The organism is Sphingopyxis sp. (assembly GCF_035686825.1).
Classification (GTDB): Bacteria; Pseudomonadota; Alphaproteobacteria; order Sphingomonadales; family Sphingomonadaceae; genus Sphingopyxis.
The window spans coordinates 475,022-495,965 of sequence record NZ_DASRYZ010000002.1 but is presented as its reverse complement, the minus strand read 5'-3'; the positions used below and the strand labels follow the sequence as shown (position 1 = coordinate 495,965).

General features: G+C 65.9%; 11 protein-coding genes. 2 read left to right on the top strand and 9 right to left on the bottom strand.

Annotation, left to right across the window (positions count from 1 at the left end):
- Window positions 1-61 precede the first annotated feature (61 nt).
- The 3 genes from VFG17_RS03590 to VFG17_RS03580 all read right to left on the bottom strand — a co-directional run bounded on the left by VFG17_RS03590 (window position 62) and on the right by VFG17_RS03580 (window position 12,958).
- The gene (locus tag VFG17_RS03590; RefSeq protein WP_325028090.1) at window positions 62-3,694 is read right to left on the bottom strand and encodes a hypothetical protein; all 3,633 of its coding nucleotides are present in this window, start codon (window positions 3,692-3,694) and stop codon (window positions 62-64) included.
- The gene (locus tag VFG17_RS03585) at window positions 3,691-12,150 is read right to left on the bottom strand and encodes an SdrD B-like domain-containing protein (protein ID WP_325028089.1); all 8,460 of its coding nucleotides are present in this window, start codon (window positions 12,148-12,150) and stop codon (window positions 3,691-3,693) included. Before VFG17_RS03585 ends, VFG17_RS03590 begins: the two co-directional genes overlap by 4 nt.
- Window positions 12,151-12,613: 463 nt before the next feature.
- Window positions 12,614-12,958, bottom strand: a complete 345-nt coding sequence (locus VFG17_RS03580; RefSeq protein ID WP_325028088.1) for a hypothetical protein — start codon at window positions 12,956-12,958, stop codon at window positions 12,614-12,616.
- A 441-nt stretch (window positions 12,959-13,399) separates the two neighbouring features.
- Between VFG17_RS03580 and VFG17_RS03575 the strand changes: the two genes are divergently transcribed.
- The gene (locus tag VFG17_RS03575; RefSeq protein WP_325028087.1) at window positions 13,400-13,858 is read left to right on the top strand and encodes a DUF4136 domain-containing protein; all 459 of its coding nucleotides are present in this window, start codon (window positions 13,400-13,402) and stop codon (window positions 13,856-13,858) included.
- On the opposite strand, the gene VFG17_RS03570 is transcribed toward VFG17_RS03575, so the two are convergent.
- Genes VFG17_RS03570 through VFG17_RS03560 form a run of 3 tightly spaced genes read right to left on the bottom strand, consistent with a single transcriptional unit; the run spans window position 13,855 to window position 18,152 of the window.
- Entirely contained in the window at window positions 13,855-16,119 is a 2,265-nt protein-coding gene (locus VFG17_RS03570) for a CHASE2 domain-containing protein (RefSeq protein ID WP_325028086.1), read from the bottom strand. The genes VFG17_RS03575 and VFG17_RS03570 overlap by 4 nt on opposite strands.
- Window positions 16,120-16,129: 10 nt before the next feature.
- Entirely contained in the window at window positions 16,130-17,485 is a 1,356-nt protein-coding gene (locus VFG17_RS03565; RefSeq protein WP_325028085.1) for a FecR family protein, read from the bottom strand.
- Window positions 17,469-18,152, bottom strand: a complete 684-nt coding sequence (locus VFG17_RS03560; RefSeq protein WP_325028084.1) for a response regulator transcription factor — start codon at window positions 18,150-18,152, stop codon at window positions 17,469-17,471. Before VFG17_RS03560 ends, VFG17_RS03565 begins: the two co-directional genes overlap by 17 nt.
- 183 nt (window positions 18,153-18,335) lie before the next feature.
- On the opposite strand from VFG17_RS03560, the gene VFG17_RS03555 reads away from it, so the two are divergent.
- On the top strand, window positions 18,336-19,331 hold the full coding sequence (locus tag VFG17_RS03555) for a diguanylate cyclase (protein ID WP_325028083.1): 996 nt from the start codon (window positions 18,336-18,338) through the stop codon (window positions 19,329-19,331).
- A gap of 80 nt (window positions 19,332-19,411) precedes the next feature.
- Here the strand turns inward: VFG17_RS03555 and VFG17_RS03550 are convergent, their stop codons facing one another.
- The 3 genes from VFG17_RS03550 to VFG17_RS03540 form a co-directional block, all read right to left on the bottom strand.
- Window positions 19,412-19,879 (bottom strand): DUF1190 domain-containing protein, encoded by a 468-nt coding sequence (locus tag VFG17_RS03550; protein WP_325028082.1) that lies wholly within the window; start codon window positions 19,877-19,879, stop codon window positions 19,412-19,414.
- An 85-nt stretch (window positions 19,880-19,964) separates the two neighbouring features.
- Window positions 19,965-20,126 (bottom strand): hypothetical protein, encoded by a 162-nt coding sequence (locus VFG17_RS03545; RefSeq protein ID WP_325028081.1) that lies wholly within the window; start codon window positions 20,124-20,126, stop codon window positions 19,965-19,967.
- Window positions 20,123-20,917 (bottom strand): SapC family protein, encoded by a 795-nt coding sequence (locus VFG17_RS03540; protein ID WP_325028080.1) that lies wholly within the window; start codon window positions 20,915-20,917, stop codon window positions 20,123-20,125. Before VFG17_RS03540 ends, VFG17_RS03545 begins: the two co-directional genes overlap by 4 nt.
- Window positions 20,918-20,944 lie beyond the last annotated feature (27 nt).

Sequence of the window (20,944 nt, the reverse complement as noted above, 5' to 3'; positions counted from 1 at the left end):
CGCCCGACGTCGCGCCGAGTCTGCCGCCGGGCAAGCCATTGTTGCGTACTCCTCCCGGCGATCAGAACTTACCAATCACGTTTACGAAAAATCCTCGCTCATTGTAGCTGAGGTCGGAAAGGTCGTCCGAATAATCGGTGAAATTATACCCGACCCCGATCTTGAGGTTGTTACCCAGGTGCCGATAAATGCCGGCCAGACCGCCAAGCCGGCTGTCCTGCGCTTCCGAGACCGACAGTTCCCGGATCTCGAGCAGCATTTCCCAGCGCGCGAGGATCCGATAGTCCGCCCTCAACGCCCAGAAGGTCGCCTCGCTCGAAAACCATGGCGCGCTTGCATCGCGCGATGCCCGCAGTGATCCGACACGATGCGCGACCTTGCCGCCGACCGCGAGACGCGGCGTCAGCTGATAGGTCGCATCCACCGCGACGATGTGGCTCCGCTGCGCAAAGTCCAGATTGAGCCCCAGCGAGTCCACCTGAGCCGGGGATGGCAGGTCGTAAAGATAGGTGTATTTCGCCAGCACGTTGAGCCGGTCGTTGCTGGTCGGCCGGTAGGCCCCCGCCAGGACGAGCTCGTAATAGTCGGCATCGAGCGATGTCGTGGGGTTGCCGCCGCTCGACAGCGAGATATTGGCCCGCCCGAACAGTCGCAGGGCATCGCTCGCCTGATACGTCACCTGGTTGCGCGTCGCCCAGGTTTCGCGGTCGCCGAGGAGCGCAGTGCCGTCGCGGCGGAACTCGAGAGCGCTGCTCCAACGCAGCTTGTTATCGCCATAATCGCTGGTCGCCCCCATCACCTCGCGGTGGATCGTCGAGCCCAGCGCGTCGCGCAGCGAGCCGCGCTCGTAGCGCACGCCGAATGTCCAACCCGGTAGCGGAGTGAAATCGACCCCATAGGCCTGGGTCAGCCCCGTGGGGCCGGCCCCATGCTCATAGCGCCCCTCGGCAAAGACCGACGTGCTGCTCCCGACGCGGCGGCGGCCGCCCAATGTCAGGCGGCCGAGCCGCCCCGTGTTGAACGCGTCCGGATTTTCGGCAGCGAGCGCATAGCCGAGATAGAGCGATCCGCGATCGCCCATCGTGAATGTCGCCCGTGCATCCGCGCCCATGCCGAGATCACCGTCGGATACTTCGGCATCGACGCTCAGCCGGTCGCTGAGTTCGACCTTTCCGGCAACGCCGATCCGGTCGTTCTCCTGCCGCCCGCCGCTGTGATCGACCGTCGTCTGGCCGAAAAGCGACGCCGACCACGGACGATCGCGCTTCTGCTCGTCCGGTTCATCCTGGGTCGGCGTGTTCGGGGCAGGCGTATGTCGATATCCGATACTTGCGGCGACATCGGTGCGCGAGCCCGTCAGCTCGGGGGACGACGGGAACGGCGTGTACGACGTCGCCTGGCCCTGCTGCTTCTCCGAACGTACACCCAATGTTCCGAACCAGCCATCGGCTCGTTCGTGCCGGATACCCGCCTCGAGCGCATGACGCTCGGTGATCGAGCCGTCGGTGAGGTCGGCCTTCGCCTGGAAGCGGGTGCCCTTGACGATTTCGACGTCCGCAGTCCCCCCATATTGATCGAGCATCTCGTTGAAGGTGAGTTCGCCCGGCCCCGAAAAGCCGCGTCCGCGCTGACGCCAGTACATGCCGATCCGCCCCGAACCCGCACCAAGCACTTCAGCGACGTCCATGGCACCTTCGACGTTGAAGGCGTTGGCACGGCGCGCGATGGTGTTGAGTTCGGTAAAATCATATCCGCCGGTCGAGGAATAGAGTGCGCCGTTGCCGGCGCCCTTCGACTGGGCGAACTCGCCGCGCACATAAGTCCCCGGCTTGTAGCGGACGAGGATGTCGGCGCCGTATAGATTCTGCGATGCCTGATCCTCGCCTTGCCGGTAGCCGGTAAGGCCGACACGCACCTGATCGGTAAGCCAATGCTGCGCGCGGCCGCCGACGGTCAGCGCGTCGGGGCGCGTGAGCCCGGGCACATATTCATAGGTGACGACCAGCCAGACGGGGTTACCGGCCAGCGAGGAGTCGCGCACGAACAGGCTGCCGTCGGCCGTTATCGGCAGTGGTTCGCGCAGCAGGATGCGGCCCTGAATATAGTTCAGTTCATAGTCGCGCGCCGCGATGAGTTCGCGCCGTTCGAGCACCAGACCGGAATCGCGGTCGCGGACCTCGGCGAACAGCCGCTCGGAGCCTCCCGCGAGATCGCGGTTGCGCAAATAATAAACGGACCCGCCCGTCGATGTGAAATCCTCACGGCTTCCGACCGTACCCGGATCGGCGGCAAAGCCGTTGACCTCGGTACGCCGCTCGCCGAAGCTCGTCGTCGCGGCGTTGCGCCACTTGAGCTGCGCGCCGTAGAGGCCGCGCTGATAGCGGATGAGTTCGGTGCCGCTGAGCTGGGTCTGGAAATTGCCCCACATCGCCTCGGCATTCTCGCTCTCGGCGCGGATGTAGAAGCGGCCATAGGTCGGGGCGTCCTCGACCGTCGTCGAATCGTCGCCATAGGTCGGATAATGGCGCTCGGGATCGAGCCGCCGCAGCAGCGCGCGCGGGTCGCGGCGGAGGAACCCGTCGAACAGATCGGATAGCGGTTGCTCGCCCGTGTCCGCCGAAGCGGTCAGGCGCCAGCGCTCGGACAGGCGGCCGCGATAATAGAAGGCAAGCCGTCCGTCGACGAAGTCACGGCGCGCGTCCGCCTCGTCCGCTCCCTGAAGTTCGAGGCGACCCGGATCGAAGCTCCGGTGGCCCGCCGTGACATCCGCTATCGCAACGAGGAAATGGTCATCGGTGGGCGCATTCAGAGCGCGGCGGAACTCGCGTGCTTCGCCATTGGCGGGTTCGAGACGGATGACCACCTCGCCCACGCCAGCCGGGACAATCTGCTGACCGACGAAGCGGCGGCCGGCATCGACCGGGATGCGCGTGCCGAAAGCCATGACCTTCGTCGCGGCCTCGTCCACCGCGCCGCTCACCGTTACCTCGGTGCCGGCGACCGGAATATTCGCCGTGGTGCGCATATTCTCGAAGATCGGGCCAGTGCGCGCATCGCGGAGCGGATCCCGCGGCGCTCCCGTGACGGTCACATCGGTCGGCGCCGTTTCATCGAAACGCCCCTCGGCATCATAGACGCGGAGCACCGCACGATACGGCCGGTCTTCCGCCGCTCCCGGGCTCCACAATATGGGCTCGCCAAAGCGAACCGGGATCACCGTCAAGGGTGTGCCTTCGATCGAATCCTGCGGTCCGAACAGGCGCAGTTCGGCGCGCGCGATGAACGCGGCATAATTTGTCATCGCCTCGAAGCGCATCGGCTGCCCGGGCGCGATCGCCGGCTCCGCCGGAACGATGCTCAGCATCGGCTGTCCGTCGATCCGGGTCACCTGGATGTTGATGTTCGCCTCGGCAAGCGCGACGTCGGTGGCGCGCTGCGCATCGGCGGCAGTGGCGCCCTCTCCCTCGCCGTCGACAGTGACGCGAAACGCGCCCTCGGCCGGGCCGGTTTCGAGGTTGGCCGCGACGGCGCGCCGTTCGACCGAGCTGTCGTCGGTGCGCGGCCCGCACGGGCGCGTATCGTCGCCGCAATAGCCCGTCGGTTCGGCGGTCTGCGCGAGCAGCCCGCCGCTCAGCGCCAGCGAGGACGCCCCGAGGGCGAGGGCCGCCAACGGGCGGATCATGTGCGGGCTCATTTGGCGTCTCCCTGTCGGGCGGCGGCCGGGACCGCGGTCTCCTCCTCGATGATCAGACGATATCGGTCGTCGACCTGCTTCCATTTCGTTCCTATGACGTCCCGCAAGGACGCGAGCCGGCGGCGGATGGTCCGCTCGTCTTCGCCGCGCGCCGCATAGGCGATGCGCAGGACCGAGGGGCTCATCGCGATAACCTCGAGGAGGCCGTCGATACGCGCATCGAACGCCGGGGCAACGGCGTCGCCCTGGAAGGCGTCGCCATTGACGTCGAGCCGCACGACCCGGCCCAGCGCCGCTCCGAAGTTCAGCGTTGCCATGCGGCCGCGGGTGAGGCGGACGGTATCGGGATTGACCGAGATCATCCGGAAACCGGTCGGCAGCGTCCGCTCGTCGAGCTTCAGGATGAAGTTGGATCCGCGCTCCTCATTCGGAATCATCGGGCACGTCACATGATAGCGGCCTTCGGCGTCGGTGGTGATGAGCAGGCCCCGCGCGGAGGCAAGGCGAACGCCGGGCAAGCCGGGCTCGCCGTCGTCCTGGACCCCATTCATGTTGCGATCGTCGAAGACCTTGCCGATGACATCGGAGCAATCGAAGTCGGGATCGGGGATGATCCGAACGGTCGCGTCGGCGACGTTCGAGACGACCGCGCCGACGAGCGCGTTCACCGCATAGGCCTCGTTGACATGCTCGCCTTCGCCGACGCCCGAACCGACCACGAGGATCAGCTGGACCGCCTTCTCTTCGCCGGCCGTGAAGCTCTGGTCGGGCCAGCTGAGCAGGCGACCGCTTTGCTGCGGCTCGACCGCCGTGCCGTTGATCGTCGCACTGCCGGTACGATAGCGGAAACCGGCCGGCACCCGATCGGTGATCGTGATCCCGTTGATCGCACCGGCCAGCGTGTTGCGGGCGGTGACGACATAGGGAACGAGACCGCCGCGGCTGATATTGGTCATCGGGGTCCGCTTCGTGACTTCGATCGCGCCCTCGAGGATCGGATCGATCGGAATATGGTTGTTGACCACATTCGCCGACACGCCGGGCGTGAGGGTGAAGCTCAGGAAATAGGCGGTGCTGTCGCCACCGGTCGTGCAGGTCCGGACCGCGCTGGTGGGCGGCGCGCCATTATATAGCGAGACGAGCAACGGATCCGGAGTGCCGCCAACGTTGAGCGGACCCGCGCACGGCGGAATGAGGCTCGACGGCTGGATCGGATTGTAACTGCCATTGGGCGGCGTGACCGCGAGGGTGTAGACACCCGCCGGCGCACCGGGCAGCAGCAGATATTGGTACATGCCGCTCTCGCCGGTGACCTGGGCGAGATTGCCGGTCCCGCCAAGCAGGTGAATGGCGGGGTCGAAGCCAGCCGGGCCGCTCAGCGCCACCCGCGCACCGGAAACCGGCGTGCGGCGGACCGCGTCATAGACCACACCCGACGGGTCGAGCGGCAACGACTGCTGCGGGACGTCGGCGCCCGGAGCGAGCGTCAGTCCGGTCAGCGTGCCGCCCTCGGTCCGCGCACCCGCAGGATTGCTCGCCGACACCACACCCTCGGTAACCGGAGAACCGGTTTCGTTGGGCCGCGCGCTGCCGTAGAGCGCATTGCTCTCGGGATTGCGGAAGCGGATTTCGTAACCGCTGCCGGGGGCGACGCCGTTGAAGGCATAGCTGCCGTCCGCCGCGGTCGTGGTGGTTGCGATCAGGGCATCGCCGAGCAGGAGCTCGACCACCCAGTCCGCCTGGACCGGCTCGCCATTGTCGAGCGCGCGATCATGATCGCTGTCCATCCAGACGCGGCCCGCGACCCGCGCGCCCTCGCCCTGCTCGCCGAACAGATAGCCGGTGGCCTCGTCCGCCGCGGTCAGGTTGATCGCCGAGATCGTATCGCCGGCGGCCGCGCCGCCCGAGCTTCCAGGCGTATCGGTGCCGTCGCCATAGCCATCGGGCTGGGTTTCGACGATCGTGTAGCCGCCACCGGGGAGGCCGGTGAACAGATAGCTGCCGTCAGGCCCCGAGACGGCCGTCCGGGTCACGGGGTTGCCGCGCGCGTCGGAGCCGTTGAGGGTCAGCGTGACGCCGGGGATCGCCGGCTCGTTCGGGTCGCGCTGGCCGTTGCCGTTGCTGTCATTGTAGACGAGGCCCGCGATCGAGCCCACGCGCTCGCCGAAATTGATCGGGGTTACGGGGCTCCCGACGCCCACCGTCAGCGGGACGCGGTTTGCCGGGTTCTCCGCGGCATCGCCGTACCCCGCCGGCTGCGTCTCGACGATGACATAGTCGCCCGCCTCGATGTCGGCGAAGTCGTAACGCCCGTCGGGTCCGGTAGTGACCGTCTGGACGACCGATCCGTCCGGACGCTGCAATTCGACGGTGACGCCCGGAATACCCGGCTCGCCCGGATCTTGGACGCCGTTGCGGTTGGTATCGACATAGACGGTGCCGCCCTGGCCCTGGCCGACCTCGCCGAACACATAGTCGCTGGCATCGATGCCGGCGGCGAGCGCGATGGCCGCAATGCTGTCGTTCGCGACCGAACCGCCCGACGTGCCGGCGCTCTCGCCCCCGTCCCCGAAGCCGACCGGCTGGGTCTCGGCCAGTGCGTAGGTGCCGGCGAGCAGATCGCCGAAGCGATAGTTGCCGTCGGCATCGGTGGTCAGCGTGCGATCGACCGCAGTGCCCGCCTCGTCGGTTCCGGTGAGACGGACGGTGACGCCTTCAATGCCGCTCTCGCCGGGCTGGCGAACGCCGTCATTGTTGCTGTCGACGAAGACCGAGCCCGCAAGGCTGGAATTGGTTTCGCCGAAGTCGATCGACTGGTTCTGGCCGGCACTCACGTTGACCGACTGGCTGTTGGGGGTCGACGACCCGTAGCCCGCGGGCTGGGTTTCCTCGACCGTGTAGCTACCGGCGGGCAGGTTCTCGAACCGGTAGCTGCCGTCCGGACCCGTGGTCGTGGTGGCGACGACGGTGCCGCCCTGGCGCAGCGTGATCGTGACGCCCGGGATGCCGGTCTCGTTGTTGTCCGCGCCGTCGCGTTCGGGATCGAGATAGACCCGGCCCGAAATGGTGATCGCGCGCTCGCCGAAGTCGTAGCCCGTGCCCGCGACGCCGCCACCGAGTGCGATCGAGGCGACGCGATTGGTTGCGGGCGTGCCGCCGAAACTACCATTGTTGACGGTGCCTGCCGGGGTGCCGGCCGTTTCGCGGCCGTCGGCATAGACGCTCGGCTGGTCCTCGGTCAGCGTGTAGGTGCCGGCCGGCAGATCGTCGAAACGATAGCTGCCGTCAGGACCCGTTGTGGTCGTGCAGCCGAGTGCCGGATCGAGCGCAGCGCGGAGCGTGCAGATATCCTCGCCGCTGGCGCTCGTGCCCGACAGCGTGACCATGACCCCGGGCAGAGCCGTCTCGCCGCCCTGACGCACGCCGTCGTCATTGCCGTCGATATAGACGCTGCCCGCGAGCGAGGATCCGCGCTCGCCGAACGCGTTGTTGATGCCGAGCTCGCCGGCGCCGAGAACGATGCCGCTGATGACATCGTTGCCGGCCGTGCCGCGAGGGCTGCCCTCGACCGTGCCGGGTGCGTCGGCACCGTCGCCATAGCCGGAAAGCGGGGCGCTCGACTGGGCCTGCTCGGTCAGTGTGTAGCCTGCAGCCGAAGAGCCGGGCACGTTGATAAAGATGAAGTTGCCGCCCGCATCGGTGGTCGCGGTGCAGGTCGCGATGGTGCACACGTCCTGGCCGCCGCCGGTCTGGCCCGAGAGCGTGACGGTGACGCCGGAGATTCCCGGCTCGCCGTCGTCGCGAACGCCATTGTTGTTGCGATCGACATAGACATAGCCGCTGAGGCCTTCGCCGGTCGCGCCGAAGTCGTAACGCTCGGCGGTGGTGCCGGCGGCAATGACGACGCCGGTGACCATGGTGTTGGCGGTACCCGGCACCGGCACATTGGTGCCGCTGACGCCGCCCGAGCTGCCGCCCGTCGATCCGATATAGGCTCCGCTTGGCGTGAGGCCGGGAGGCGGCGTCTGGGCGACCGTGTAAGTGCCGGGTCTCAGAACGCGGCACGCCGGATCGGGATCGACGTCCGAGGGGAAGCTGTAGGTTCCCGCCGCCGAGGTGGTGATCGAGCAATCGACGCTCTGCCCGACATCGTTGGTGCCGGTGAGACGGATGATCGCACCGGCGAGACCGGTCTGCTCGCCCGCGTCGCGCGCCGCATTTTCGTTCGGATCGAGATAGACGATGCCGGACAGGGTCGAGCTCGGAATCTCGCCGAAGTTACGGCCGGTGAGCGTGGCACCTGAGCCGACCGGTCCGACCGCGATACCCTCGGGCGCAGCGCGTCCCGCCGAGCCGGCGACGATGTTGCCGGCATTGCTGTCGAGACCGTCCGAAAGACCGTTCGGCTGGACGAGCTGGGTCACCGTATATCCGGTGGCATCCGACGGCGGCAGGTCGGCGAAGCTGTAATTGCCGCTGGCATCCACCGTCGTCGTGAGATTCACCGGATTGCCGGCATAATCGTTGCCGGTCAGGCGGATCTGCGGCGTAGCCGGGAAGTCGGCCGGCCCCACGCCGGTTTCGCCGGGATCGATGATGCCGTCATTGTCGGCATCGCGGAATACCGTGCCGCTGAGGGATGCAGCGCGCACCTCCTGGAAGAGGTAGCCGGTCGCGTCGGTTGCGGCCGGCAGGGAAATGCTTGCGATCGAGTTGGTCGCCGCGCCGCTGCCGAAGGCGGCATTGTTGACGGTACCGCCCGCGCTGCCCGCGGTCTCCCGATAGTCGAGCAAGCCGGCCGGCTGGGTCTCGACGATGGTGTAGGTGCCCGGCGGCAGGCGGTCGAACAGGAAGGCGCCCGACGCACTGGTGGTCGCGGTACGCGCCGCGATCGCATTGCCATACGCATCGGTGCCGCTGATCGTCACCGTAACACCGGCGAGCATCTCGCCCGCCTGCGGCGCATCGTCGAGATTGTCGTCGGCATAGACCGAACCCGCGATCGAGGACGCCGCGACCTGCACGGCGGCCGTCTTGCTGTTGTTGGTCGGTTCGCTATCGCGCGCCAGTTCCTGGCCGCCGCTGTCCTGGCCCGGCGCGATCGTCGCGCTATTGGTCAGATCGGAGCCGAGCGGGCCGCTGAACGGATAGGCGGCGCGAGCGAAAAGGCGAATTGTGACCTGCGAGCCGTCGGGCGGAAAACTGCCGTCGAGGATACACAGCACCGACGTCGTCCCGCTGCAATTGATCGCGCTGACGCTCGCGGTGCCGCCGGCTGTGGCGGTCGGCGCGGGCGTAGCGAGAATAAGGCCCGCAGGGAGTTCGTCGGTAACGCGGATCTGGGCGATCGGCGAGATGCCGTTGTTACGCACGACAATCGCATATTCGACGGGCTCGTTGATTCCGGCGGGCGAGGCGGTGATACGGGTTTTCGATACGGTTTCAAGATCGACCGAAGGCAGCACCGTGGTCGTCTGGACCGCGCTGTTGTTGGCGAGCTGGGTATCGGCCTGGTTGACGCTCGTATTGTCCTGCTCGAGCGCGACCACGTTCACACCGTTGGTGAAGGTGAGCGAGGTCGCGGGCGCCGGACCGGCCGGCGTGAAGCGCAGCCTGAAGATCGTCTGCCGCAGCGGGTCGAGATAGTTCAGCGCGGGCTGCGAGCCGTGCAGGCGGCAAACAACATTGGCGCCAGCCTGGACACAATCGGGCGCGGGCGGCGTGTAGAGCGTGAGGCCGCCGTTGGCCGGCACCTGGTTTGTTTGAAAACCGGCCAGCGCCATTGTGTAGCCGGCGGGAGGTTGGGGAATATCGGTGATGACGACGTTCGTCGCGCGCGAGGGGCCGAAATTCGAGACACGAACGTCATAGACGAGCTCGTCGCCAAAGCGCCGCGGATCGAACTCGGGACCCGGCTCCTGCTTGGTGATCGCAAGGTCGAATCCAGGCGCGGTCACGTCATGCGTGACGGACGCGCTGTTGTTCGTGGTGTCGCTTTCGGCCGTAACCGTCGTGACCGAGGCCGTGTTGGTGTGGCTGAGGGGGAAGCCCGATGTCGCGCCGCCGAAGGGAAACAGCGGACGGACCTGCTGGTTGATCTGGAAGGTCTGGCCGCGCGTGAAGTCGGCCATGTTGCAACGCACCTCGCCGGTCGACGCCGTCGCGCCGCAGCTGCCGCCGGACTGCGTCGTCGACGGACTGCCGACGAGTTCGAAGCGGGTCGGATCGATCGTATCGGTCACAACCACGTCGTCGGCCGTGTTGGCGCCGTTGTTCCGCACGCTGATCGTGTAGGTCGCGACGGTACCCGTCTGCACCGGATTGGGCGCAATGGACTTCGCCGTCACCGCCATGTCTACCAGCGGCTCCGCCGTGTAGAGCGCGGTCGACTGGTTGTTCGCGCTGTTGGAATCAATCGTGTCGGGCGATGAGATACGCGCGACGTTGGTGTGCGCCCCTTCGGTGAACGGGCGCGTGACGCGAACGATGGCCGTCGCAGCGGCCGCGGGCGCGAGATTGCCGAGCGTCCAGCGGACCTCGCCGTTCGAGGCGGTGTAGGCGACCGAGCCGCTGGTCGCGCTTTCCTGCGCGACGCTCGTCACAAAACCGCCGCTGTTCAACCGGTTCGGAAGCACATCGCTCACGACGACGGTTCCGGCGGCCTGACTGCCGCCGTTCGAGGCGGTAAGGCGGATGTAGAAGCTCTGGCTTGTCGCCGGAATCGCGAGCGCCGGCGTCTGGCTCCATGGCCCCGAGGGGCTGAGCGAGACCTCCTTGACGACGGCGAGATCGGTCGTGACCGTCGTCGCGCGCGCGGTTGCGCCGGCACAGTCGTTCGCGGCATTGCTATCGGCCGGCGTCGCTTGCGATCCGCCGGTCGTCCCGGTGCAGGCATTGTTGGTGAGATTGACGTTGGCGGTGGGGCCCGCGCGGGTCACCAGTGTCAGGGTGATCGTCGAACCGACGGCGATTGTGCCCGAATTGACGGTATCGCAAGTGATCACCGTCCCGGCCTGGCCGCAACTCCATGCCGCGTTCGCGGATACATAGGTTTCGTCGGCAGAAACGCTGTCGGTTACCCTGAGCGGACTGCCGGGACCGAAGCTCAGCACGCCGGGGCCATTGTTGCGCACTATGATCGTGCTCGTCATGTCCTGGCCCGCCTGGACCGGATTCGGCGTCTTGCCCTTGGTCACGCTGAGATCGGCGGTCGGCGCCACGATCTGGAACGCTGCCGTGGCGACATTGTTCGCGGTATCGGGTTCGGCGAGGCCGGCCGGTCCGGTTACGGTCGCGCTATTATTCTCGATGCCTGCCGTCGCGGTGTTCGCCGTTACCGGTATAACGAAGGCGCGATTGGCGCCGCTGGCGAGCGTCCCGGCGTTGCAGGTCACGGTCTGCCCGGCGGCCGTGCAGCCTGCCGGCAAGGTTCCGATCGAGAAATTGGTGGCGAACGTGTCGCTGATCGTCGCGCCGGTGACGCTTCGCGGACCGTCGTTGAAGACAGTCAAGGTGACGCTCGCGCTCGTCCCTTCGACGATCGTCGCCGCGGAAAAGGCTTTTCCGGCTCGCAGGTCGGTGCCCTCCGTTATCGCCGTCACGACCGGAGTGGCGGCGTTGTTTCCGCCGTTGGGATCGAGAACGGTGGGTACCGAAAGCTCGGCAAAGGCGGTATTCGTGAGCGTACCGCTCGATTGGCGGATGACGCGGCCCGCGATGGTGATCGGCGGCAGCGCGCCGATCGCCGCAGCGCCGGAATAGATGCAGGTCACCGTCGTGCCGGCCCGCGAGCAATTCCAGTTGGTGCCACCGGCGGACTGGAACTGAAAATCGGAAGCCGGCGGCAGATTGTCGACGACGCGCACCGCCGCTGTCGCGTCGGGACCGGCATTGCTGGCCGTCAGTTGATAGGAAATGGTGCCGCCGGCGACGATGCTGTTGCCGGGCAGGCCATCATCCTTGACCAGCGAAAGATCCGCGCCGTTCTGGACCGCGGGCGTCACGACGAGGACGTCGTTCGCGGCGTTGGTATCGCCAGCGGTCGCGCTCGAGATGGTGGCAGACGTGTTTGCCGAGCCGACGGCAATGGCGGTCGCCGAATAGGAGAAGCTGCGGTCGCCGACCGCGAAGGCACCAAGGTTGCACGTCAGCGTCTGCGACCCGGTCGCACCGGACAAGGAGCAATAGGAAGGGAAGTCGCCGGCATCGACGCGAAAGCGGTTCGAGACCGCGAGGGAAACCACCGTGTCCGAGACAGAGCCCGGCCCGTTGTTGGTCAGACGCACCGTGAACTCGGTGGCGGCGCCATTTGGCACGGGATCGGGAGCCCAGGTGTAATCGGACACCTGCAGATCGGCCGCCCAGGCCGGTGCCGAAACGAGCATGGCAATGGCGAGACCGATGAAACGCGCAACACGAAATGCGCGGACCGAACCGCCGACTAGATTTTTAAACACTGAAAGCCCCCGCTCTCGCTATGAGATCGGGGCGCCTTAGAGGCGGTCGGTGGTTAATGAATAGTTGGAGAATTGTAAAATTGACACTATTTAACAATTCACTAGCCGACCGCCTCGCGACGAAAGCACTGGCTGGAAATTTTCCTTTTCGGCGTTCGTCCGAACCCAAAGGCCGAAAGATCGCGATCTATGGCTCCAGCGCTGAATCGAAAACTTGGGATCGCGGACGGGATGCGTGATCCTTCTAACGGGGTGCTCCCATGGTATGAAAGCGGCGCTGAACAGGCGCGCCATCGCGACCGGCACTCACTGATGCCGGGTGCGCGCCCCGACGCAGAGAAGCCCGCGTCAGCCTTTTGTTAATGACGTCTTGCGATAATCAACGCGGTCGGACCGCCCCCACATCGGCCCGGCCTGGGCGGCGGCGGGTTGGTCCCCAGCCGCCGCCCATCAGCCTCGCGCGCTAGCGACAGGGACGCGTGCCTGCCACAGCAGCGCCGATGAGCGAGCGATGCTCGACTGCTGCCCACAGAATTTCCAAGCGGGTCAGATGAGCGAAATGCTCGACGAATTCGGGATCGAATATGTCCGCACGCGGAAAGCGCTCCAGCAGCCACGCGGCCGCGGCGGACGAGCCATCGCTTCGACCGGCCATGCCGAACGTAGCCGCGGTGGCTTCGGGATCCGAACATATCGCCTCGCCTCGCCGCTGCAACTCGATGTCGACATCGGCGAGTTCCCCGGCGCCTATATCGGGCCAGCGTGCATGAAAAGCCGGCCAATCGGATGCATCGATGGTCCAGGGCACATGTGCCGCAATCCAGTCTGCGGCTTCCGCGATCCGGTCGCGCCGGACGCGAGCCTCCGATATCCTGTTTATTCCCACGGCCCCGTCTCCCCAACTTCGTCCGCCCCAAAACGCGTCGCTTCGCCGAGCGTTCCCGGGGCTTTGCGACCGATATCTTTGAGGCGATCGCAGCCCGCGGCGAGCAGGGCGACCGGAGATGCAAGCCACCATCCGCGAGGGGAAAGCGAGACCAGCCTTCGCTGATCTCGCCCTCATGATCATCGATCATGACTTGCGACCCAGGAGGCTCGCCCCCGGAATGAAGATGATCAGATATGTGGAGTAAACTCAACAACATGAATGTTAAATTATGCAAAGCTCCGCGCTTTTCCGCACCGCACTTCAAACATTCAAGTCGATTTTTAACTTCGGCTTCGTGCAGCGAGATTGTAGGAAGCGGAGATGAAAATCCTGCCGCTCGCCCTGCCGCCGATTCTGGCGCTATCCGCCTGCACCACGCAGCCTGCGATCATCGCTACCGAAGTGGGAAGGATGCCGGAACCGGGCAGCTACCGCATGCTTGTCGCTGGCCCCGAACCGTCCCGCATCGAGGCGGCGCTGGCATCGAAGCTCAAGGCAAGCGGGTTTTCGGCGGATGAAAAGGCTTCGCTAGTCGTTCAGGTCGGCCTCTCGGAGCCGCCAGCGAAAACCGGCCTTTCACTGCTCCAGGCCGCCGAACCGCAGTGGCTCCTGCCGCCGACACGCGCGAAATCGAAGCGGATGCGGCGTCTTGTCGTGACCGTGACCGACAGCGCGACGGGCGAAGAAATCTATCGCGCCCATGGGAGCGAATTGTACCGCGAAAAGAAATCCGATGAAGGCGAAGCTCTTCGGACCTCGGTGTTCGCATTGATGCCCTAGGCCAGGGCGGGCAAGGTGAGCGTGAAGCGCGCTCCCTGCCCCGGCTCGCTCACGCAGCGCACTTCGCCCTTGTGCCGCACCATGACGGTATGCACGAAACTCAAGCCGAGACCGACCCCCTCGATCTTGTGGCCGATACCGAGCGGACCGCGCTCGAAACGCTCGAAGATCGTTCCGCAGCGATCAGCGGGCAGGCCCGGCCCCTCGTCCTCGACCGTGCACTGCGCAAGCCAGCCGCCACCGGGCGCAGGCTCGCGGCGAAGCGTGCAGCGAATACAGGTTCCGGGCGGACTATATTTGACCGCATTGTCGATGATGTTGACGAGCGCCCGCGTCAGGAGCGATCGCTCGCCCTCGACAAGGATCCGCTCCTCGCCGCCGAGCGTTTCGGCCCGGATTTGCTTCGCGGTCATCTGCGGCCAGAGCTCGTCGATGGCGTCCATGAGGATGTCGTTGAAGTCGATTTCCTCCATGGCATATTTAAGCGATTCCGCGCGGGCCAATTGAACGAAACCATCGGCAAGACCGAGCGTCCGCTGAGCGTAATGACGAATGCGGGCCGCGAAGCCGGGATCGATCTGCTCCGACGCGGCCGAATCGAGCAACGCCATGATCGAGGCTTGCGGCGATCGCATGTCGTGGGTCAGAAGCTGGACGATGTCGTCGCGCTGCCGCTGCGAAGCGCGGCTTTCGCTGACGTCGAGCAGGCGGATGAGCCAACCGACCTGCTCGCCTGTCGCGGCGCTCTGGGACGCAAAGCGCACCGAATAGAAATGGCCTTCGGCAGTCGCCGCATCGAGATCGCCGCAATCGACTTTCAGCTGTCCTTTCTCGCGGGTCACCGGCAGCGGATCGCGCGAGGGATCGAGGTGAAAACAGGCGAAGAGAGCGAGACAGTCGTCGCCCTCGGCGATCGATGTGCCAAGCGAGCCGAACAGCGCCGCCGCCGCCGCGTTCGAGAGAACGATATAGCCCTCGCGATCGGTAACGAGGATCGCGTCGGGAAGCTGGTCGAGCCGGTCGAGAGCGAAGTGCCGAAGCTCGCGTGCATTGGAGATCGCGAGCCGCAATTTGCCGATCGTCGATTCGAGCTGCCCACCGGGAGGAAGCGGCATCTCCGGCTCGGGCAGCCATCGCGGATCGGACCGGAAGCGGTCGATTTCGGTCCGCATGAATTTGTCCGCCGATGCGAGCTGGCGCCAAGCCCAAAGTGGATAGCTTCCGACCAGTCCGGCAATCGCGACGGCCGGCGGAATCCAGAGCCCGAAAAGAATCAACGCGCCCGCGGCCGTGAGGAACACGGCCAATATCATGATCGCCGCGGCGAAAGCGGCCGCGCGGCTCGGAAGGTAGCGATAGGCCAGGAACGCCATCCACAAGGGAATGAGGCCGAAGCAGAGCATGGCGGGGATACCTGCCTCGCGCGCCGCCCGTCCGGTAATGAGGCCATTCAATATATGCGCCTGGATCTCGACGCCGGGCATACGCTCGCCGGCCGGAACCGGCTGCCCGGCGCCGAGTGCGTTGGCGGTCGCACCCACCATGATATATTTGCCGCGGAGAAACTCCGGAGGAACCTCGCCCGCAAGCACCGCGGCCGCCGGGACCGTTGGCCAGTGGCCGGCTGGCCCCGCGAACGGGATGAGAATGGGTGCGCCCGGGGCCCGCGACGGTTCGCGCCTGGGCCCGGCATGGACCAGCTCGGCCAGATGCCACCACCGATGCCGGGAATCGCCGAACGAGGACGAAAAGCGCCGGACCGTCCCGTCGGGATCGAAGCTGAGGTTGACGTGGCCGATCCCGGCGGCACCCTCGCGCACGGGGCCGATCGGTGCGAGAATGTCGAACCCGGCGCCATTCCGGCCGGGCGCGGCAAAGGATAGCGGTGCATAGACATTGCCGGCGCGCCGCATCGCCGCACCGAGGCTCGCATCGCCCGCCGCATCGGCCGGCTCGGAGAAGAGGATGTCATAGCCAATCGCGCGCGGTCTCGTCTTGGCTATCGCGTCGACGAGGCGCGCATGCGTCTCGCGCGGCCATGGCCAGCGGCCGACCCGCCGCAGGCTTTCGTCGTCGATTGCGACAAGGATGATGTCGCCGGACGATGCCGGCCGGCTGGCTTGCAGCAGGTGATCATAAATCAGATTGTCGAAGCGCAGGAGCGACCGGTCGGCGCTCATCCATCCGACAAGAAGGCTCGCAGCGAGGAGAATGATCCCCCATTCGACCTTGAGCCGTGTCCGGCTTTTTTCCCCGCTCATCCGCCCGACATCATTTTTCGGTATCGACCCGCAATTCCTGGAAGGTAGACCAGGAATCATAAGGGCGACCTTCGGCGAATTTCAGCGTCATCACGCGCCAACGGTAGCTGCCCTCGGGCAGGTCGGCGACGACGAAGGTGGTGGATGCGAGGCCGGTCTCATCGACGATCGGATCGATTGCCGACGCGGAGAAAAGCTGAAAGCGATATTGGGCACGCGGCGCATCGGGCGTTCGCCAGCGGAACAGATATTCGCGGTGACGGCCGGCCTGCGTGCCTTCGACGCTTGCCTCCACGCGGTTGAGACGCCGCTCGAAACCATAGGTCGCGGGCATTCCTTCAAGACCTCGCGCGTCGATCGCGGTGGCGCGCACGAAATAAGTTCCGTTCGCGAGGGGTTCGAGATCGACGAGCGGCGCCGCCGCCTCGGCGTCGTCGAGCAGTTCGAGAAATCCCGCGTCCCGCGAAACCTGGATATGGTAGCGAACCGCGCCGTCGACCGGACGCAATTCGAAGCGGAGCCTGTCCTCGTCCTGCACGCGCCCGGGACGCAGGAGGTCGGGTGGGCTCAGCAGCGCGACCGGCGCTGCGAGATCGGTCGCGATGCCGAAACCGGTGGTCACGAGTTGGGCGCCGGCAGGAGCGGCCGATCCTTCGATCGCAGGTTCGAAGGCGACCTTCCCTTCGGTGACTTCGGTCGTTGTGCGGCGCGCCCCGGGATCGAACGACATGCGAAATTCCGTACCGCGGACCGCCGAGACAGCCAACGGCGTCGACATGTCGAAGCGGCTGCCGGGATCGGTCATCGGCGTGACGGTCGCGTTCGCCCGCCCCTTGACGATCGCGAACAGCCTGTCGATCGAACCGCCGAGGAGCGTCCTGCGCAGACGCTGGATGCGAACCGACGAGTGTGAGGGCATGGCGACGGTGGAGTCATCGGGCAGCCGCAGGCTGACGAAGGATTTTTCGGCCGTTTCGAGCAAGTCGCCTTCGCCGAGCCGCATTCCGACCGCGACGGCCTGGCGGGCGGCGCCGCGCTGAACGATAACCGTACCGCGATAGCTCTGGACGACGGCTCTCAGCGGCTCGTGGCGAAGCAGCGAGCGCGGGATTCGGATCAGCGATCCCGGCCTGAGGCGCCGGGGATCGGAGATTGCGTTGAGACGCTGGACGGCAGCGTGGCTTTCGATGCGCGTGAGATAGCGCCCGGCGAGATCGTAGAGATTGTCGCCGGCCTTGACGCGGTAGAGGACGACCTCGGCGCCCCGCGCCTCGCGCCCCTGGGCGGCAGCGGGGAGACCGGGCGCCGCGACGAGGCACAGAAATGTCAGCGCAATCAGAATATGAAAGTCATTCAAGCGCTTCAAGGCGATATCCATAAGCGTAAACCGGGACCAGCTTGTAGCCGTTCGACGGACGAAGGTTGAGCTTGGTACGGACGTTGGAGATGTGAACGTCGAGTGTCCGGGTCGGAAGGTCGGGGCTGCGGCCCCATAATGACTCGAAAATATAAGCGCGCGAGAGCGCGCGGTGGGTGTTGCGGAACAGGAGCAGCGCCAGCGCGAACTCCTTGGCGGTCAGATTGACCGGCTCGCCGTCGATCTCGAGCTGTTCGCCCCGCGTATCGAACCTGTACCGGCCGAAGGTCTCGGTGCCGCTGACGGAATGCGGGTGGGCGCGCCGCGCGATGGCATCGACGCGCGCGAGAAGGACGGGCGCCGAGACAGGTTTTACGACATAATCGTCTGCGCCCGCCAGGAGGCCTTCGACAATATCTTCCTCGGTCGAGCGGCTCGTCAGCATGAGCGCCGCGGGCGGCGTCTCGAGATTGATCTTCATCCATTGCAGCACGTCGAGACCCGACGCTCCCGGGACGTTCCAGTCGAGAACGAGGAGATCGAACGTCTCGCGGCGCAACGCCCGAATGAGATCCTGCCCGTCGGCGAAATGGTCGCAACCATGACCCGCTTCGAGAAGGAATTTCTTCACATATCCGGCCTGCGCCAGATCGTCTTCCAGTATTGCGATCCGCATTTCCTGCTCCGCCACCCGCTTCGGGCGCGACCCTAGGGATGCAGGCGCGAAATGCGAGGAAAGAAGGGATGGTTAACAATATTTTACAGCCTGGCTCGAAAGCGGGGAGATTTTGCAATCCTTAACATGACAAGCTCCGGGGCAGCGACCAGAGCGCTTTGAGATTATTCGATGGAGTTGGTCATGGAACTCGCCTTGGGAGCGTGGTCGCGTGCGGCGAGCGAGCGGTGCGGTGCGCCGACCAGCACGCCGCGTCGCCTCGCCGCCGGGCCATCTCGATCGGCGCTTCCCGGCTATTTTGCCATGGCCCCGATCGCCCTTTGTATCATCGACCGTCAGCGCCGCTTCGAGGCCGTCAACGAGCGGATGGCGGAACTTGCCGGAGTGGCTGCCGGACAGCTCGCCGGTCGTTTCGCGGCAAGCCTGCTCGCCGACGCCGATACGATATTGAGCTCCTGCTTCGCCAAGGCCGACGCTGGAGAACAACTCAGGAATTTCATCATTCCCTGGCAGGATCGTTGGCTCGAGCTTTCCTTTTCGGTGCTGGCCGAGAACGGACAGGTGCAGGCTTTGTGCGTGGCGGCCGCCGACATCACGCGGCGCGTTCATACCGAGCGGCGTCTGCTGAGGTCGCACCGCCGGCTGCTCTCGATCGCCACCCGCGATCATCTGACGGGCCTGCTTAACCGCCGCGGTCTTGAGATGCGATTGCGGCAGGAATTGCGCCGCGCTGGCGCGGCGCGAAGTCGCGTCGCCGTCCTCCTCGTCGATATCGATCATTTCAAACTCTACAACGATCATTTCGGACATCCCGCGGGCGACCGGTGCCTGCGCGTCGTTTCGGCGGCGCTGGAGCAATGCGGCCTCGGCGCCGCCGCCTCGGTCGCGCGATATGGAGGCGAGGAGTTTGCACTGGTCGTCCCCGATGCCAGCCCGCGAGCCGCCGCCGAACTCGCGGACCAGTGCCGGCGCGCCGTCAACAGCCTCGCAGTGCCTCACCCGGCGGCGGATCGCGAGAAGGTGACGATCAGCGTCGGGGTCGCGGTGCTCGATCTTGGAACGGTTGCCGGATCGGTCGCCGCGCATGCAGCCGAGTTGCTGCGCGCCTCGGATGAGTCGCTCTACCGCGCAAAGCGGTCGGGCCGCGATCGCGTCTCGGTCGCATCCTTCGCGCACTGATCGCGCGACGCGCCATGCAAGAAGGCACGGCACGCGCATCGGCAGGTAAGGAGGCAGCGCGTCGCGCAGACTCATGGCGGTCAGATATCCGACTGGCCAATTGCGAGCCGGCTTATACGGAAGCGGCCTGCATAGGCTGACAGGCGACGGGCATATCCCTCGCCGGCAACGATGAATTCGGCCCCCGCAGCGTTGCGATAGACCGGAGCGAAGGTGGGTTTCGAACAGCCGCGCGGCCCGGCGGCACAGTGCAGGAAACCGGCGGGCCGCGGGGTCGCCCACGCCTCGGAGCCCGCGTGCCCGAGATCGCAAGCGCCAACGCCGAAGCGCGCTTCGCAAAGGGCACGCGTTCCGAACTTCGGGCCCGACCGATCGTGCTTGGCGCGGGCCGCCCGCCCCCCTTCCGCGCATGCTGCACGGCTGAGTCCGGACGCGGCCGCGCACGCGTCCACCGACCTGAAGATGTCGACGAGGATGATCCGATCGCCGCTGGTCCTGTCGGGAAGCCGCGGGGTCGTGGCTTGCCCGGACCAGAACAAGACGGCCATGGCTGCCGCCGACAATATAATCTCCCGGCGCATCGATCGTCACGCCCGGTCGCTTGGCCGGACCGAAAGAGCAGGAGGCGGCATCTCAGCGTCCGCGGTCGACATGCCAGCGGCGCTTGGCATCCTGGACCATCGGCACCCGGCAGTGCCTGCAGATGCCCTTGTAGAAAGAGCCGTCGCGCCATACGCGCTCGCGCCAGCGTTCATGTCTTCCGACCAGGCATCCGAGGCGGCGCAGCAGCTTCATCGCGCCGCTGAGCGGCCGCGAGGCCTTGGGGCCAGCGCGCCGGCAGGCGACACCGGGTGCTGGCGATCGAAGACCTTGCTCATCAGGTTCAACGAGAACAGATGCGCGATGATCAGGGGCAGCGCGCCGTTCCGGCTCCATTCGCGAAGCACCTCGGCATCGAGGTCGCGAAACTTGGTCTCGTCGATCATCTGAAAGCCGCGATAGACGAAAGGCGGGCTTTCACCACCGGGCTGGACGGTGAGTTCGCCGTCCATGAGAAGGCCGTGTTTGACGAGTTCGGCCATGAAGGCGCCGGTCTTCTGGCCGGCCATCTCGAACTGCTCGCAAAACTGCAGCGTCGAACGACATGCTTCGCTGGGGGCGTTGCCGTCGAACAGGAGCGAACCGTCGGCAAAGTCGCCCACCAGATCGGTGGTCGCATCGAAGCAGAGCGAGAGATCGCTGCTTTCAGGCGATATCCGGGCCAGCATGAACGGGTAGCGCCGCACATAGGCCGGGATATAGACCGCCTCGGCGAGGCTGCCGTCCGCCTCGACGAACACATTCACCCCGTCGTTCAGGCCCATCAGCGCGAGCGGGACCGGATCGTCTCCGACCGAAAAGATGATCGGATAATGCCGCTGCGCCTCGGCGAATTCCTCGACCGTGAGCGGCACGACATGCTGTGCGGCAAGCCAGCTCGCCTTGTCGGTCGTGCGGCTCCGCCAGGTCCCGTGATCGCGGACGTTGACCGGCGTGAGGTCCTTGTAGAACAGGGGCAAGGTCGCGCTCTGCGCTGCGCTGGCCATCGTTTTTTCTCCTATGCAATCCGAAAT